Source organism: Jeotgalicoccus sp. S0W5 (assembly GCF_011634875.1).
Classification (GTDB): domain Bacteria; phylum Bacillota; class Bacilli; order Staphylococcales; family Salinicoccaceae; genus Jeotgalicoccus; species Jeotgalicoccus marinus.
In genome coordinates this window covers 619,060-635,308 of the sequence record NZ_SIRQ01000003.1, presented here as the reverse complement: position 1 = coordinate 635,308, position 16,249 = coordinate 619,060, and the positions used below count along the sequence as shown (strand labels likewise).

General features: G+C 35.7%; 15 protein-coding genes. 12 read left to right on the top strand and 3 right to left on the bottom strand.

Going from position 1 to position 16,249, the window contains the following annotated elements:
* Window positions 1-9 precede the first annotated feature (9 nt).
* Complete coding sequence (locus tag EYB29_RS05530; RefSeq protein WP_166626803.1) at window positions 10-498, bottom strand: COG3014 family protein; 489 nt, start codon at window positions 496-498, stop codon at window positions 10-12.
* A gap of 106 nt (window positions 499-604) precedes the next feature.
* Between EYB29_RS05530 and EYB29_RS05525 the strand changes: the two genes are divergently transcribed.
* The 6 genes from EYB29_RS05525 (at window position 605) to EYB29_RS05500 (ending at window position 7,822) form a co-directional block, all read left to right on the top strand.
* Window positions 605-1,738: an MFS transporter gene (locus EYB29_RS05525; protein ID WP_166626802.1), complete on the top strand. Its 1,134-nt coding sequence runs from the start codon at window positions 605-607 to the stop codon at window positions 1,736-1,738.
* A 427-nt stretch (window positions 1,739-2,165) separates the two neighbouring features.
* Window positions 2,166-3,359 carry a DUF418 domain-containing protein gene (locus EYB29_RS05520; RefSeq protein ID WP_166626801.1) on the top strand — a complete coding sequence of 398 codons (1,194 nt, stop codon included), beginning with the start codon at window positions 2,166-2,168 and terminating at the stop codon, window positions 3,357-3,359.
* A 3-nt stretch (window positions 3,360-3,362) separates the two neighbouring features.
* Complete coding sequence (locus EYB29_RS05515) at window positions 3,363-4,037, top strand: response regulator transcription factor (RefSeq protein ID WP_026866822.1); 675 nt, start codon at window positions 3,363-3,365, stop codon at window positions 4,035-4,037.
* Between the two features lie 4 nt (window positions 4,038-4,041).
* On the top strand, window positions 4,042-5,034 hold the full coding sequence (locus EYB29_RS05510; protein ID WP_166626800.1) for a sensor histidine kinase: 993 nt from the start codon (window positions 4,042-4,044) through the stop codon (window positions 5,032-5,034).
* A gap of 102 nt (window positions 5,035-5,136) precedes the next feature.
* Window positions 5,137-5,898 carry an ABC transporter ATP-binding protein gene (locus tag EYB29_RS05505; protein ID WP_166626799.1) on the top strand — a complete coding sequence of 254 codons (762 nt, stop codon included), beginning with the start codon at window positions 5,137-5,139 and terminating at the stop codon, window positions 5,896-5,898.
* Window positions 5,885-7,822: an FtsX-like permease family protein gene (locus EYB29_RS05500; RefSeq protein WP_166626798.1), complete on the top strand. Its 1,938-nt coding sequence runs from the start codon at window positions 5,885-5,887 to the stop codon at window positions 7,820-7,822. Before EYB29_RS05505 ends, EYB29_RS05500 begins: the two co-directional genes overlap by 14 nt.
* Before the next feature lie 104 nt (window positions 7,823-7,926).
* Here EYB29_RS05500 and queF read toward each other — a convergent pair whose 3' ends face one another.
* On the bottom strand, window positions 7,927-8,415 hold the full coding sequence (gene queF, locus EYB29_RS05495; RefSeq protein WP_166626797.1) for a preQ(1) synthase: 489 nt from the start codon (window positions 8,413-8,415) through the stop codon (window positions 7,927-7,929).
* A gap of 134 nt (window positions 8,416-8,549) precedes the next feature.
* Here queF and EYB29_RS05490 point away from each other — a divergent pair, with 134 nt between their 5' ends.
* A complete protein-coding gene (locus EYB29_RS05490; RefSeq protein ID WP_166626796.1) occupies window positions 8,550-9,455 on the top strand; it encodes an alpha/beta hydrolase in 906 nt (301 codons plus the stop codon).
* 13 nt (window positions 9,456-9,468) lie between these two features.
* On the opposite strand, the gene EYB29_RS05485 is transcribed toward EYB29_RS05490, so the two are convergent.
* Window positions 9,469-9,687 carry a hypothetical protein gene (locus EYB29_RS05485; protein WP_026866828.1) on the bottom strand — a complete coding sequence of 73 codons (219 nt, stop codon included), beginning with the start codon at window positions 9,685-9,687 and terminating at the stop codon, window positions 9,469-9,471.
* Window positions 9,688-9,764: 77 nt separating this feature from the next.
* On the opposite strand from EYB29_RS05485, the gene EYB29_RS05480 reads away from it, so the two are divergent.
* The 5 genes from EYB29_RS05480 to EYB29_RS05460 all read left to right on the top strand — a co-directional run bounded on the left by EYB29_RS05480 (window position 9,765) and on the right by EYB29_RS05460 (window position 16,148).
* Complete coding sequence (locus EYB29_RS05480) at window positions 9,765-10,388, top strand: GNAT family N-acetyltransferase (RefSeq protein ID WP_026866829.1); 624 nt, start codon at window positions 9,765-9,767, stop codon at window positions 10,386-10,388.
* Between the two features lie 18 nt (window positions 10,389-10,406).
* Window positions 10,407-11,588: a M20 metallopeptidase family protein gene (locus tag EYB29_RS05475; RefSeq protein WP_371807495.1), complete on the top strand. Its 1,182-nt coding sequence runs from the start codon at window positions 10,407-10,409 to the stop codon at window positions 11,586-11,588.
* Window position 11,589: 1 nt separating this feature from the next.
* The gene (locus EYB29_RS05470) at window positions 11,590-12,864 is read left to right on the top strand and encodes an amidohydrolase (protein WP_166626794.1); all 1,275 of its coding nucleotides are present in this window, start codon (window positions 11,590-11,592) and stop codon (window positions 12,862-12,864) included.
* Window positions 12,865-12,983: 119 nt separating this feature from the next.
* Window positions 12,984-14,525, top strand: coding sequence for an L-glutamate gamma-semialdehyde dehydrogenase (gene pruA / locus EYB29_RS05465; protein ID WP_026866832.1), 1,542 nt, complete (start codon window positions 12,984-12,986; stop codon window positions 14,523-14,525).
* 318 nt (window positions 14,526-14,843) lie between these two features.
* Complete coding sequence (locus tag EYB29_RS05460; RefSeq protein WP_166626793.1) at window positions 14,844-16,148, top strand: CitMHS family transporter; 1,305 nt, start codon at window positions 14,844-14,846, stop codon at window positions 16,146-16,148.
* Window positions 16,149-16,249: the final 101 nt, after the last annotated feature.

Genomic DNA, 16,249 nt, shown 5'->3' with positions numbered 1-16,249 from the left:
GGTCATTACTTATTCATTATTTTCACTGATGAGCTGATCGATATCAGCTCTATTTTTTTGGACTTCTTCTTCTAGGTTTTGAATCTCCTCAAGCTGTTGATTGATGTCTTCACTTAGCGATTCATCCTCAAAAGGATTGACAATAAAGAACTCAGAATTAATTTCTGAATACAATTCCATCAATGTTCGTAAATTATCTAGATAGGTTTGAATCGCCTCCTGAACTTCTAAGTGATTATCCTCAGACAAGGTATAATTATCTATTGTTTGTTTAAAATCATCGATTCTAGGAATAATACCTTCATTGATATCTGCTAAGGCCTTGTCCCTGCTGGACTCTTCCTGTATATTCGTAACAGTTTCACTAATTTTTTTATTTAATTCAGAATCGTTTCTTTCAAAAGCTGAGGTCATCTGGCTATAGTTTTCTGTCGATTCACTAGAACATGCACTTAAAACTAAAAGAATAAAAGAAAAAAGTAATATATATCTTTTCATGGTCCACTCCTATGAATATAATATTTCTATCATTTAAAACGGTCATACTTTATTGTATAATAGCAGAGTTGCCCTTTAAAATAATTTACATATGGAGCGTTTATAAATGAACAAAAAATTAATCGTTACTTTTACCGTCGGTATCTTTTTGCTCGGTATGATGGAATTGATTGTATCCGGTATTTTGGAGCTGATGAGTAGTGATCTAGGTATCAGTCATGCTCTGACTGGACAGTTAATTACGGTCTATGCGATCAGCTTCGCAGTTTTTGGACCGATATTAATTCGTTTAACTGAAAATTTAAACTCTAAACCTGTAGTTCTTCTATCCTTAGTTGTATTTATAATAGGTAATGTCGTTTTCGGTTTAGCTGACACATTCTTTATGCTTTCTGTCGGTCGTGTCATTACTGCCATGGCTGCTGCAGTGTTTATTGTAAAAATATTAGATATGACTGTGGTCTTATCTGAACCGAGAGTTCGTGGTAAGATGCTTGCTACAGTCTATATGGGTTTTAGTGCCGCAAACGTATTTGGGATTCCAATCGGTACGATTATCGGTGCTCAGTTTGGTTGGAGAATTATTTTCTTATTAGTCATTATCTTAGCAATTCTTGTAGGAATTGGTGTGATTTTGTTTGTTAACAGTAAGGCGCTTGATAGTGATATTCAACCAGGCGAACAAAAAAGTCGAATCACATCTAAAAGAAATGTCTCATTATATATTGCTGTGACATTGGCTGTGTTGATTGGTAACTATATTATCTTAGGTTATATCTCGCCACTTATGACGTCACATGGTTATACTTTAGAGAATGTTTCAATGGCCTTGTTAATTACAGGAGCTGGAGGGATGACTGGGACATATATTGGCGGTAATTTAGTCGATAAAATTGGCGCTAAACGTACAGTTATTACCATGCTTTCATTTTTCTTACTTAGTCTATTCATGATGCCATTCTTATATGATACACCGATTCTCTTCTATATTAATGTATTCTTATGGGCGCTCTTCCAATGGGCAACTTCACCTGCAGTACAAGGTGGCCTAGTCGATAATATTGAGGGGTCGAGTTCAAATGTCTTCAGTTGGAACATGTCAGCTCTAAATCTTGGCATCGGAATTGGGGCAGTTATCGGCGGCATCTTCATCAACAACTTCGATATATCTTATGGTCCTTGGTTAGGCTTTGTTATCGTCTTTATTGGTATGATTGCAGCCTTTAATATAAGAAACTAACGTGCTTAAATTTCAAATGTTGATGTTTATCCTGTATAATTAAAAGACCAAAAGGAGAGAGAATCATGTTAATGCGTTTGGTGATGATTGTCATACTCAGTGTGGTTGCAATATTTCTTGTGAATTATACTGGATATACGTCCATTGAATATACTTGGAGTAACATATTATATGGTACGTTAATTATTATATTATGCATTGTTATATATAAAATCTTGGTGAGATTTTTGAGATTATTCTTGTTTATTGTCATTGTAGTTCCAGTGGCTTTGATATGTTTTTACTATATATACACATATTTAACTGGTGCACCACCAGAATTTATGCAGTTTTAAAATCGCCTTTCTTTCATAAAGAAATGCGATTTTTTATTTTTACTAGTAAGATTAGGGTAAGTTAGAAATAAATAATCTTTAGAGGTGGACCAATGAATCAAAATCAACCTGTTTCATTTAAGGAAAGAATACATGAAATTGATGGCATTCGAGGATTTGCCTTGTTAGGTATCTTGATGATGAATATTATGGCATTTGCTGGTCCTGATATTGAGGACAGCTTGAATCCAGAACGCAGTGAAATATACACAGGTTTTTGGAATGAACTGAGTTTATTTTTCATCAACACTTTTTTTACAACGAATTTTTTTACAATGTTTTCGTTCTTGTTTGGATTAGGATTTTTCATCTTTTTATCTAGAGCGGAACAAAAGGGTAAAAATCTTGCACCCTTGTTTTATAGAAGAATGTTTGCCTTATTAATCTTTGGTCTCCTACATGGAATATTTTTATGGTATGGCGATATTTTGTGGACCTATGCAATTGCTGGTTCACTTCTTTTCTTCTTCTATAGATTGAGTCCTAAGGTGAACGTGATTATTGCAGTACTGATATTAACAATGATCTCAGGCTTAATTTTACTAGGGGCTCTAGCCTTATTCTTAATGGGCGATCAATCGATGGCTGGCTTTGCCTTTGAAATTGGAATGACCGATGCGATTCGTAGTGGTTCTTATAGTGAAGTTGTCAGTATGAATATGACCTTACTAGGAATCTCGGTTTCAGGAATGATTTTTGTTGTGCCAATTGTACTTGCAATGTTCTTAATCGGTTTATCTTTCGGTCAAATGAGAGTGTTTGAAAACTTATCTGCACATATGAACATGATAAAAAAACTAGCTTGGTATGGTTTAGGTATTGGTCTGCCAATTAAAATTGTGACAGGATATTTTACAACCTATGCAGGTGATAATGATATTTATTCAACACTTGGGCAACTCTCAAGTTCTTTAGGTGGTCCATTGATGTCACTCGGCTATGTTGCATTGATGCTAATTTTAATGAAGCACTTTAAAGGGCTTGTGAAAGTTCTACAACCAGTCGGTCAAATGGCTTTGACAAATTATATTGGTCAAACAATAATCATGTTACTTATCTTTTATGTTGGTGGTTTATTTAATCGTGTGGATGCAATTTATTTTGTGCCGATTGTACTCGTTGTTTTCACTGTGCAAATTATTTTATCTAAGATGTGGATGTCTAATTTTTCATATGGTCCACTAGAGTGGATATGGAGAACACTGACATACTTAAATGTAATGCCGATCAAGAAAAAAGGGGTCTAATCAATGAAGTTACTCATTATAGAAGATGATATGGTACTTTTAGATGAGCTTTTTAAAAGGTTCAATGAATGGGATATAGACGCATTTGGAATAAAGGATTTTAGCGATGTAATGAACGATTTTATAGAGGTCAAACCTAACTTAGTCATCATCGACATTACACTTCCAAAATATGACGGATTCTATTGGTGCAGAATGATTAGAAATATTTCTAGTGTCCCCATTATTTTTCTATCCTCGAGGGATCATCCTGCTGATATGGTCATGAGCATGCAAATGGGTGCGGATGACTATGTCCAAAAGCCTTTTAACTTTGAAGTGTTAAATGCAAAGGTTCAAGCGTTATTAAGACGAACTTATGAGTATAAGGCAACTGACGTCAGTGTTTATAAATATAGGAACGCTGTTTTTGATTTTAAAAAGTTGAAAATTATCATGGAAGAAAATGAAGTTGAACTAACAAAAAATGAATCTTATATCTTATCAATTTTGGCTCAAAACATAGATGAGGTCATCTCAAGGAATGATATTATTGAATCCCTATGGGATGACTCTAGATTTATTAGCGATAATACATTGACTGTGAACGTAAATCGCCTGAGAAAAAAACTTGAGGAAATAGGGTTAGACGATGCGATTGAAACAAAGACAGGTAGTGGTTACGTCTTAAAGGGGTAAAATAATGTACTTTAAAGAAAATATTAATATCGCTGTTTTGTTTATAATAATGAATAGTTTTATAGTACTTATAGGAATACTTGATAACGGTATTCCAAACGTTTCTGTTATCTACTTGATTTTATTTAATCTTTTAATCTTTATAATATATTTAGCTTGGGATTTTGTGAGAAAGTGGAAGTTTCAAAATGAGTTTGATGCCTTAGGTAACCTAAATGATGTGGAAACTGTAGACCAACCCTTAGTAAATACTCAAAAGAAGATTTACGACAAGTTATATGAGTTAAGGCTTCATCATCAAGCAGAACTTGAGGAAGAAGCGGGGAGAACAAAGGAAAACTTAGATGAGCTGACACGGTTCATCCATGATATGAAGATGCCAGTCACAACCATGAAATTAATGATTGATGACTTAGAAGGCGATTATCATGACAAACTCCAAAGTGAATGGACCAGACTGAATAATATGCTGAACGAAATTTTATATCTTCAGCGACTGCCCAATATTAAAAATGATTTATATATTGAATCATTTAATATTAATGATTTGATTAAACACTCAATACTTAAGTTGAGAAGTGTGTGTATGGAAAAAAATATAGGTTTTGATGTTGAACTTAAAGATGAGCATGTATATTCTGATAAAAAGTGGTTACAGTTCGTATTAGATCAAATTTTGACAAATAGCGTGAAGTATTCGAATGATAACGACATAGTCATTTCAGGGGAAATGGTGGCGGATCATTTTCGACTTACAATCACTGATTTCGGACGAGGAATCGAAAGAAAAGATATAGATAGAATTTTTGACTCAGGATTTACATCAACGTCAGATCACGACGATAATCAATCTACAGGTATGGGGCTCTATTTAAGTCAGGAAGTGTGTAAGGTGTTAAATATAGACTTAAGCGCTCAGTCCACATATGGAGAATATACAACAATGACCTTAATATTTAATAAGGCAAATAAATTCTCTGATATCACTATGAAGTGACATTTTTGTCACTTCATAGTGCTTTTTGTTAGCAGATTCAAACGATAAAAGGATTTCTAGAGATTAAACTGGTATTAACAATTAAAACAGGAGGCAATTAATATGTTATTAAAAGCAACGAACATTAAAAAAAGTTACGGCAATAAGTTTAATCGCACAGAAGTTTTAAAAGGTATTGATTTGAATCTAGAAAAGGGCGAGTTTGTTACCATCATGGGTGCCTCAGGCTCAGGTAAGACGACCTTACTTAATGTGCTCAGTTCAATTGACAAAGTGACAAGCGGTCATATTTACATCGATAATTTTGACTTTACGACTTTAAAAGATAAGGAATTAGCAGACTTTAGAAAGACGGATTTAGGATTTATCTTTCAAGAATATAATCTCTTAGATACTCTAACGGTAAAAGAAAATATTATGTTACCTCTATCTATACGTTCGATGTCTAAATCAGAAGCGGAAAATCAATTCGAGACAATTGCTAGCCAACTCGGAATTAGTGATCTAAAGAACAAGTACCCTAGCCAAATCTCTGGAGGACAGGCTCAAAGAACGAGTGCTGCACGTGCATTTATCCACCAACCGAAAATTATTTTTGCTGATGAGCCAACCGGTGCGCTAGACTCAAAATCAGCAAGTGATCTGTTGAAAAAGCTACAGCAACTAAATGAAAATCTTAACACAAGTGTACTAATGGTCACACATGACGCAACTGCTGCGAGTTTCTCACATCGAGTGGTATTTCTAAAAGATGGTCTGGTGTATACATCACTTTCACGTGGCGACATGAGTCAGGATGATTACTACAGTGAAATTTTAGATACCCAACGCGTCTTAGGTGGTGTGCTTGATGAATCTAAATAGTTTAATCATCAAAAACTTTTCTAGAAACCTTAAAAACTACGCGCTGTATATCTTCGCACTTGTCTTTAGTGTTGCCTTGTTCTTTTCATTGCTAACACTGACATTTGACGAAAAGGCTGGCGAAGAAATTTCACAAAGTACTGCAATGAACGCCTTGTTCTCTGCCGGATCCGTTGTCATTGTGATTATCATAATATTCTTTGTCATGTTTGCGAATCTGATATTCATTAAGCGAAGACATAGGGAACTGGCACTTTACCAGTTAATCGGGATGAATAAGTCCAAGGTATTTAGAATTTTACTGGTTGAAAACTTTATCATATATTTTGGAAGTTTAGTTCTCGGTATCATTTTAGGATTCTTTATCTCTCGACTATTGTTGATGATTCTAATGAAAATCATTGGTGTTGACTTAATGGTTGAGATGAGTTTCTCTATGGTAGCAGCCCTCACCACAGCTGGCGTTTTTGTATTTATCTTCATTTGCTTATTAATACAAAATAGAATCTTCTTAGGTCGACATCAACTTATTGATCTATTGAAATTAAATAAGGTATCAGAGTCGAGTCAACGACCAATTGGTGTAACGACTGCCTTGTTCGGCATTCTCGGAATCGTTATGGTAGCAGTGGGATATTTCCTATCATCCCAGATGTTTGATATGGCCATGGAGATGCCAGTACTACTCCCCATTTTAATGTTAGGTATTTTGTTCTTAACGATTGTAGGGACTTATCTTATATTTAAATGTGGTGTCGCTCTAATTTTAAACTTCTTTAGAAAAAGAAAAGCTGGCCATGTTAATGTAAAAGATGTACTGTCTACGACATCTATTATGTTTAAGATGCGTTCAAATGCTTTCTTACTCACAATAATCACAGTCATTACAGCAATAAGCATTACAGCAATGTCACTATCGTATATTAACTTTTACTCGACCGAGAAAATGCTAGAAAGTACTGAACCATACGACTATACGGTTGAAACAAGTGAAGATATTGATTTCTATGAAGATATGTTAAATGATGAGGGATATAGCATTAGTCGTTACGAAAAAGAATTCCTATTATTTAATGTACAAATGGATAATCAAATGGAAACAAATTTAGCCAGTCAAGATATAGACGGTATACAATATCCTATCGTAAGTGATGCAGACTTTGAAGGTTATGATGTAAGTGAAAATGAAGTCTATGCAACAGGGACAATGGCAATCTTAGACTTTTTTACAGATCTAGAAGCCGGCACTCCTATGACCTTTACTACAACTGAAGGATTTGAAAAAACAGTACAAGTTTCAAAAGTATATTCTGAAGCAGTACTCCCAACGCGCTTAACCTTTGGTATGCCGACACTAGTAGTGGACGATAAAGTATATAAAGAATTGATGGAAAACGAAGTAGTGTCTGAAATTGATGCTGAAAGGCCGACAGAACTTGCAGCCTTTAACATTGTTGAAGGAGACAATGAGGATGTATTAGAAATGATGGATAAGGAAGAAAATCCAGCATTCTCATCACAGCAAATGTCTTATAATGAGATGATTCAAACATCAGGTATTCTCATGTTTGTCTTAGGCTATTTAGGCTTTGCTTTCCTACTCACATCAGGTTGTATTTTATACTTTAAGCAAATTGATGAATGTGAAAGTGAAAAAGGATCTTACCAAGTCCTGAGAAAACTTGGATTCACAAATAATGAGATACTAAGAGGACTAGTCAATAAGATGGTTATATCTTTTGGTATTCCACTCATCATTGGATTACTTCATTCAATTTTTGCAGTCAGATCTGGTTGGTTTATATTCGGTGTAGAGATGTGGAGACCCACACTCATCGTTATGCTTATCTACACAATTCTATACTCAATCTTTGCACTGATGTCACTCTTATATTATAAGAAGACAGTAAGTAAAAGCTTATAAAGAAAAAGCCGGGTGTTAGCTTTTTAGGGGCATCACGTAAGCCTGTAGTCTTACGCTGATGCTTTTCCCTAGAAGTCTAACATCCGCTTTTTATAGGTTTAATCTTATCTATTATCGACTTTCTCTGGATACATGTCATGATTTAACATTCTGTGCGTACTCATTTCCTCATATTTAGTACCTGGTCGACCATAGTTAACATAAGGGTCGATGGAAATCCCACCACGCGGTGTGAATTTACCCCAAACTTCAATGTATTTTGGATTCATTAATTTCACGAGATCATCTAAGATCATATTCATGCTCGTTTCATGGAAACCACCGTGGTTTCTAAAGGAGAAAAGGTAAAGTTTTAAAGCCTTACTTTCTACCATTTTGACATCTGGTATGTAAGAGATATAGACAGTGGCAAAGTCTGGTTGACCTGTCATTGGACAGAGTGTTGTAAATTCTGGACAGTTAAATTTAACAAAGTAGTCTCTACCTGGGTAGTCGTTATCGAATGTTTCTAATATATCAGGATTATATTCATAGTTATATGATACTTCTTGGTTACCTAATAAGCTTAAATCTTTTGAGTAATCTTTTGTCATTACATTATCCTCCTAGATACAATAAATAATTTTGTCTACTTCATTATACATTTGTCCGAAATAGTTGTCTTTTATATATATATTGAACTGAATTTTTTGATAATATTAAGGTAAGGAAGTGAGGTTTGAAATATATGAATATAAAGAAGTTTAAAATCGGTGATTACTATGCTGAAGTTACCGCACTGCTCGGTGAAACCGGAGTGAGTTTTGAGAAGAAGCCTGCTGTGGTTATCTGTCCAGGTGGTAGTTACATGTATTTATCTAAAAGAGAGGCTGAACCTATTGCCTATGATTTTCTTAAGCGGGGTTATCAGGTATTTATACTAAGATACTCAACGATCGGTACGATGATAGAAAGTGAAGGACGTCAAGCATCAAGAGATGAACTCTATAAAATTGCTTCAATGGTAGAACCAGACAAAGTACTTGGTTCTGAATTTCCAAACCCGTTAATTGAGCTTGCATTAACACTTTCTCATATCAGAGAAAACATTCATGAATATAATGTAGATCCAGATAATATTGGATTAATCGGTTTTTCTGCAGGTGGACACCTAGCTGCAAGTCTCAGTGTCCATTGGAATAAAGAATGGCTAAGAGATTTAGTTGGTAAGGAATCACGTTGGTATAAACCAAATTTCCAAGTTTTATCTTATCCAATTTTAGACTATGACTTAAACAGACAAATTGCAGAAACACGCGGTGTAGGGGATCCAATTTATATGTCTATGGCAAGTCGTATGGTATTTGGTGCTGAAATTGATCCAGAAATTTTAGACAAAGCGACTTTGAAAAATCATGTGAATCAAGATACACCTAGAACTTTTATTTGGCATACTGTAGGGGATCGATTGGTCTATGTGAAAAATGCACTTGATTTTGCAGATGCTTTAGAGAAAGCGGGTATTCCATGGGAACTACACACTTTTACAGAAGGTGATCACGGGTTAAGTGTTGCGAGTGAAATTACCGGTAAAGTAAATAAGCGTGTTCAAAATTGGGTTCCACTTATGTTTGAATGGTTAGAAAACCAATAAAAAAGCCGCTAATTTAGCGGCTCACATAATCCAAATGATATTCAGTATACAATTCTGAGTGATGTGGGTAGATCAGCTGTACGACGACATCCTTGTCATTAAAGTCAGGATGTTTTCTCACGCATTCAAAAATAAAGTCGTCAACAGCGGATTGTTCTTCATTTATATTATGGATTATTTTAAAGAAACTGTGGTCTTCGTTGGAGTTCATGCATTTTACTAATATATTCATGTTAACCAACTCCTCAATATAAATATAACCGAAAGAAATATACTATAAACATATAAACTAAGAAAGAAGGGATTTCCATGAATTTCGTTAAACTAAACAAGCATGATATTGATGAAATGCTAGTCTTACAAGATTCTATCTATGAGTTTTTAGAGCAAAAAGAAGTGCTACAAAAGCTCTCTAGAAGTGAGTTTGAACAAGGTGTTGAACAAGGCTATACAGCTGGTGTCTTTGTTCATGATCAACTTGTTGCTTTAAGAACGATGTATATTCCGGACCTAGACGAAGATGAGCATTTAGCTGACGATGTTCAAGTGCCACGTGAGCGCTCAATTTATTCGGAAATTTCTCTTGTGCATCCAGATCATAGAGGGCAAGGATTACAAACTAAAATGGGTGAATTTTTAATCGATCAGGTCAAGGCGTCTGGTGATTTTGACTATATCTTTTCAACAGTCATGCCGTCAAACCTCGCGAGCCTAAAAGATAAATTTAGACTTGGTTTCAAAATTATGCGTACGAGACTGAAATATAATGGGAAGAGAAGACACATTTTATATTTACCGCTTAATACAGAATTGACCAATCATGGGGAAGTCATCAAAGTTAAGTATGACAATTATGATTGGATGATGAATGACGGACAAAATTATATCGGGTGGCAACTCGAAGGCGACTTTATTGATTATTATAATAAGTAAAGCAAAGGTGGAAATATGATGTTTACTATTGATGAACATACAATTCAAGATGCAATTGATTTTAGAAGAATCTTGCATCGCTATCCTGAACTGAGTACAGAAGAATTTGAGACTTCAAAAAGAATTCAAGAAAAATTAACTGAATATGGTATTCCCTTTAAAACAGGCTTTGCAGGGACAGGGATACTCGGCATCATAGAAGGTGAACAAAGCGGTAAAATAATTGGTATAAGAGCAGATATAGACGCTTTACCGATGAAAGAAATTTCAGGAGTGGAATACGTTTCAGAAAATGAAGGCGTCATGCACTCATGTGGTCATGATGCGCACACGTCGATGTTGCTCCATGCGGGTAAAGTACTAAACGATAATAAAAAAGATTTAAAAGGAACGATTTTATTAATCTTCCAACCTGCTGAGGAACTATCACCGACAGGTGGATCGAAGGCTATGATGGAAGATGGCGTCTTTGATGAATATGAACCAGAAATGCTCTTAGCTCAGCATGTGTGGCCAGATCTTGAAGTAGGCAAATTTGGAGTGATGGCAGGGCCAATCATGGGCAATTCCGATAAATTTAAAATTATTATTAAAGGTTCTGGTGGCCATGCTTCAATGCCACATAGTACGGTAGACGCTTTGATTACCGGAAACCAAGTTGTCAATGCACTACAAACACTCGTAAGTAGAAATGCGAACCCGATGGAACCTGCCGTTTTAACAGTCGGACGTTTTGAGGCAGGCACTAAACATAATGTCATCGCAGAAACTGCAGAACTTGAGGGTACGATTCGTACACAGTCAGATGGTACGAAAACATTGATGAAGAAACGCTTCTTTGAAGTGGTTGAAAATGTTGTAACCTCAATGGGTGCTGAATGTGAAATTATTTTTGACGATGGCTACCCTGCAACAGTAAATGACGATCACTGGGCGAGCGAACTTAGAAAATCTATCGTGAACCTTTACGGTGAAACGGCTGTCCCATCCTTGCAACCAAGTTTAGCGGGTGAAGACTTCGCAAGATTCCTGCAAAAATATCCAGGTGTGTATTACTGGTTAGGAACGTCAGTCGGTGAGGGTCAAAAACCACTCCATAACCCTGCATTTAGATTAAATGAAGATGCTTTTAAATACGGTATCACTGCGATGGTAAATATGGCTGTAGATACATTGAATAGCTTAGCAAAGGAAGAATAATATGTCGGATATCTTAGTTGAAACAAGAAGAAAATTTCATCAGTTTCCTGAAGTGGGATTTACTGAATATATTACAACCTATGAAATTTACGAGCATTTAAAAGATACTGATTTTACCTTACATCTCGGTGACGATGTTTTACTAAAGAGCGCGCGAGTTGGTATGCCTTCAGAAGAAACGATGGCAGCATCTTATCAAAGAGCACTTGATTACGGTGTGCCAGAGTCATTTTTAAGTAAAATAAAGGATGGTATGACTGGTGTTATCACGACTATAGATACAAATAAACCAGGTCCTCATTTTGCGGCACGTTTTGATATTGACGGTCTGCCGATTACAGAGGCAACAGATCAAGCACATATCCCTAATAGTGAAGGCTTTGGTTCACAGCATTTTGGTGAGATGCATGCTTGTGGTCATGACGGTCACATCACGGTTGGACTTAATCTCGTGAAATATATTAATGCTAACATTGATAATTTAAAAGGACGTTTTACAATTATCTTCCAACCAGCCGAAGAAAGTGTTAAAGGTGCAAAGTCTGTTGTAGAAAAAGGGTGGTTGGATGATGTTGATTACTTCTTTTCCTTACATCTTGGTATTAGAAAAATGCCGGTGGGCACTGTTTCCTTATCCACGACAGACTTCTTAGCGACGACTAAATTAGATGTACATTTCACAGGGAAATCAGCACATGCTGGTGTAGAACCAAATGAAGGAAATAATTCACTTTTAGCTGCATCAAGTGCAGCCTTGAACTTAAATGCGATTGCTAGACATAGAGACGGTGCGACTAGAATAAATACAGGATCACTTACTGCGGGAAGTGGAAGAAATGTAATAGCAGACCAAGCAAAAATGGAAATTGAGACACGCGGTGAAACGACTGAGTTAAACGAATACATGTATGAAAAAACTGTAAAGATTTTAGAATCATCAGCTAATATGTATGGCAATGAAGTAGAAATAGAGATCGTTGGGCAAGCTGTAAGTTCAGTTTGTAGTAGTGAATTGGTTAAAATGATTAGAGATACAGTTGAAAAAGTGGAAATAGTAAAAGACTTAAGAGATGACTTACCACTTGGTGCCTCAGAAGATGTTACTTTGATGTTAAATCGCGTCCATGATAAAGGTGGGCAAGCAACATACATGCTGTTCCCGTTTGATCTTAAATATGGACATCATCACCCGAGTTTCGATCTGGATGAGAGCGTCTTACCTATCGCAGTAGAAGTATTCCAAAACATTACTCTGTCAATAATGAAAGCGGATTAAAAATTTTATAGAATATGCAAAGGAATAGTTGGAGATTTTCCTAAACAATGTTATCTTAAAAATGCGGAAAGAATTTAATAAGTTTTAAAGGATATTAAAAACAAAGGAGAATTTATTTTATGATACCGTACAAACATGAACCATTTACTGATTTCTCTAAAGAAGAGAACAGAAATTTATTAAATAAGGGGTTTGAAACAGTTAAGAAAGATTTTGGTTCTGACTATCCATTGATCATTAATGGTGAAAGAGTCTTAACTGAAAAAAAATTAGCATCTTATAATCCTGCACAAAAAGACGAGATCATTGGACAGATGTCTCAAGCAGGTGAAAAAGAAGCATTAGATGCGATGGAAGTTGCTAAAGAAACATTTAAAGAGTGGAGAAAATCAACATTTGAATTCCGTTCAGATGTACTTTTTAAAGCAGCTAACATTATTCGTAACAGAAAATTTGAATTCACAGCTTTACTTGTAAAAGAAGCAGGTAAACCGTGGAAAGAAGCTGATGCAGATACTGCAGAAGCGATCGATTTCTTAGAATATTATGCAAGACAAAATATAGAACTTAAAAACGGTAAAGCAGTCGTTTCACGTCCTGGTGAGAAAAACCGTTTTGACTACATTCCATTAGGTGTAGGGCTAGTGATTTCTCCATGGAACTTCGCTCTAGCAATTATGGCAGGGACAACTTCTGCAGCCTTAGTAACTGGTAATACGGTCCTATTAAAACCATCTTCTAAAGCTTCAGTAATTTCTCATAAATTTGTTGAAGTACTAGAAGAAGCAGGTTTACCAAAAGGTGTAGTTAACTTTATTCCAGGTTCAAGTCGTGAAATTGGTGACTTACTTGTTGAACACAAAGATACAGCATTTGTATCCTTCACAGGTTCACGTGATGTCGGTGTAGATATCTATGAAAAAGCAGCAGTCGTTCAAGAAGGTCAAGTTAACCTTAAACGCGTGATTGCTGAAATGGGTGGTAAAGATACAATCGTAGTTGACAGCAGTGCAGACTTAGATTTAGCTGCAGAGTCAATTGTCACTTCAGCATTTGCATTCTCTGGTCAAAAATGTTCAGCATGTTCACGTGTTATTGCTTTAGAAGATATTCATGATGAGCTATTAGAAAAAGTTGTTGCTTTAACTAAAGACTTAACAATTGGTAACCCAGAAGAAGATAACTTTATGGGGCCAGTGATCGATGAATCATCAGTTGAAAAAATTCAAAAATACTTGGAAATTGGTAAAGAAGAAGGAAAACTTGAAGTCGGTGGAACAATCGATAACGAGACAGGTCACTTTGTACACCCGACAGTATTTTCAGGACTTAAACATGATGATCGTATCATGCAAGAAGAAATCTTCGGTCCAGTTGTTGGCTTTGCAAAAGCTTCAAACTTCACTGAAGCGATTGAGTTTGCAAATGATACTGACTATGGACTAACAGGTGCAGTATTAACGAAAAACAGAGCACACCAAGAAGAAGCAAGACGTGACTTCATGGTAGGTAACCTATACTTCAACCGTGGCTGTACAGCAGCTATCGTTGGTTATCATCCATTCGGTGGCTTCAAGATGTCAGGTACTGACTCTAAAGCAGGTGGACCAGATTACCTTACACTTCACATGCAAGGTAAAACAACTTCAGAAATGTTCTAAGTTAGAATCAATTTACACACACGACAATGTCGTGTGTGTTTTTTTGTAGAAAAATTTAATTTATACTTAATGTTTTTATTATTTTTAATAAGTATTACTAAAGCTAATATGACAAGTTTTCATAGTGTTTACAATAATTATTTCGAATTTTCTACCAAAAATTCGGAAAAATTCAAGGCTTTAATTTCATTAATAAATATTTTAAGGTGGAAAAAGCGGATTTAGATATAGATTATTTATTATTTTTGTAAGCGATTTATATGATTTTGTAAGCGTTTTTTATATTGAGCCTTACATAGATAAAAGAGGGGGATCTTTATGCTTACGATAGTTGGGTTAATTGTAATACTATCGATAGTTGTTTTATTAATTACACAAAAGCTGAATCCAATTGTTGCGTTGGTGACAGTACCGTTTATAGGGGCACTTGTAGCAGGGTTTAGTATAGAAGAAATTACAACGTTTTTTAACGACGGAATTGCTTCAGTTATTTCAGTTGTTATAATGTTTATTTTTGCTATATTGTTCTTTGGAATTATGCAAGATACTGGGATGTTTAATCCTTTAATCCAACGGATGGTTAAACTTTCTAGAGGAAATGTCATACTAATTGCAATGGCAACTGCTATCATAGGTGCCATTGCTCACTTGGATGGGTCTGGTGCGTCGACATTTCTAATTACTATACCAGCTTTACTTCCGCTATATAAGCGACTTAATATGAGTCCGTATTTGTTGGTCATGTTAATTGGTATCAGTGCCAGTATCATGAATATGGTGCCTTGGGCAGGGCCTTTAGGTCGTACTGCGGCAATAACAGGTTCTGATCCATCAGAGTTGTGGCAACCTTTAATTCCCTTACAAATTTCACTGATTGTTCTCTTAGTTTTAATGGCAGCATTTATCGGAAACTTAGAGAAGAAACGACTTGAGAAAAATGGACTATTGATTCAGGGAATCAACATGGATGAATTTAATGTAGAGAAATCAGACGAGAAGACAGCATTAGAACGACCTGAGCTTTTATGGTTCAATATATTATTAACGCTTTTAGTCGTTGGATTTTTAATGTCAGGATTACTGCCTGCAGGTTTAATTTTTATGATTGCTGTAAGTATCGCATTAGTAGTGAACTATACTAATGTTGACATACAGATGGAGCGTATTAGAGCACATGCACCGAGTGCCCTGCTAATGGCTGCGATTATTCTAGCAGCAGGGTCATTTTTAGGTATATTAGAGAACTCGGGAATGTTGAACTCACTTGCTGAAGGTATTATCGTTATTTTACCTGATGCGCTCATTCCATATTTACATTATGTTGTTGGTTTCTTCGGTGCACCGTTGGAACTAGTCCTGAATACCGATGCCTACTACTTTGCACTCTTACCAGTAGTCGAGGAGATAGTCGTTGCAGAAGGTGTAGATAATATTGTCGCAGCCTATTCAATGATGATAGGTAATATCATCGGTACTTTCATCAGTCCATTCTCTCCAGCTCTATGGCTAGCGGTTGGTCTTGCAGGTATAGAAATGGGTCGATATATCCGTTATGCTTTTTGGTGGGTATGGGCATTCAGTATACTTGCAATGGCTGTGGCCTTTATACTCGGTATTATTTAGTAATAAACACTTGGCATAATTGCTAGTGTGTGGTATATTAAGAATGTAGTTTTTAAGATAAGTTTAAATAGTTTCTATTTCATAGTTGAAAAAACTCTTTT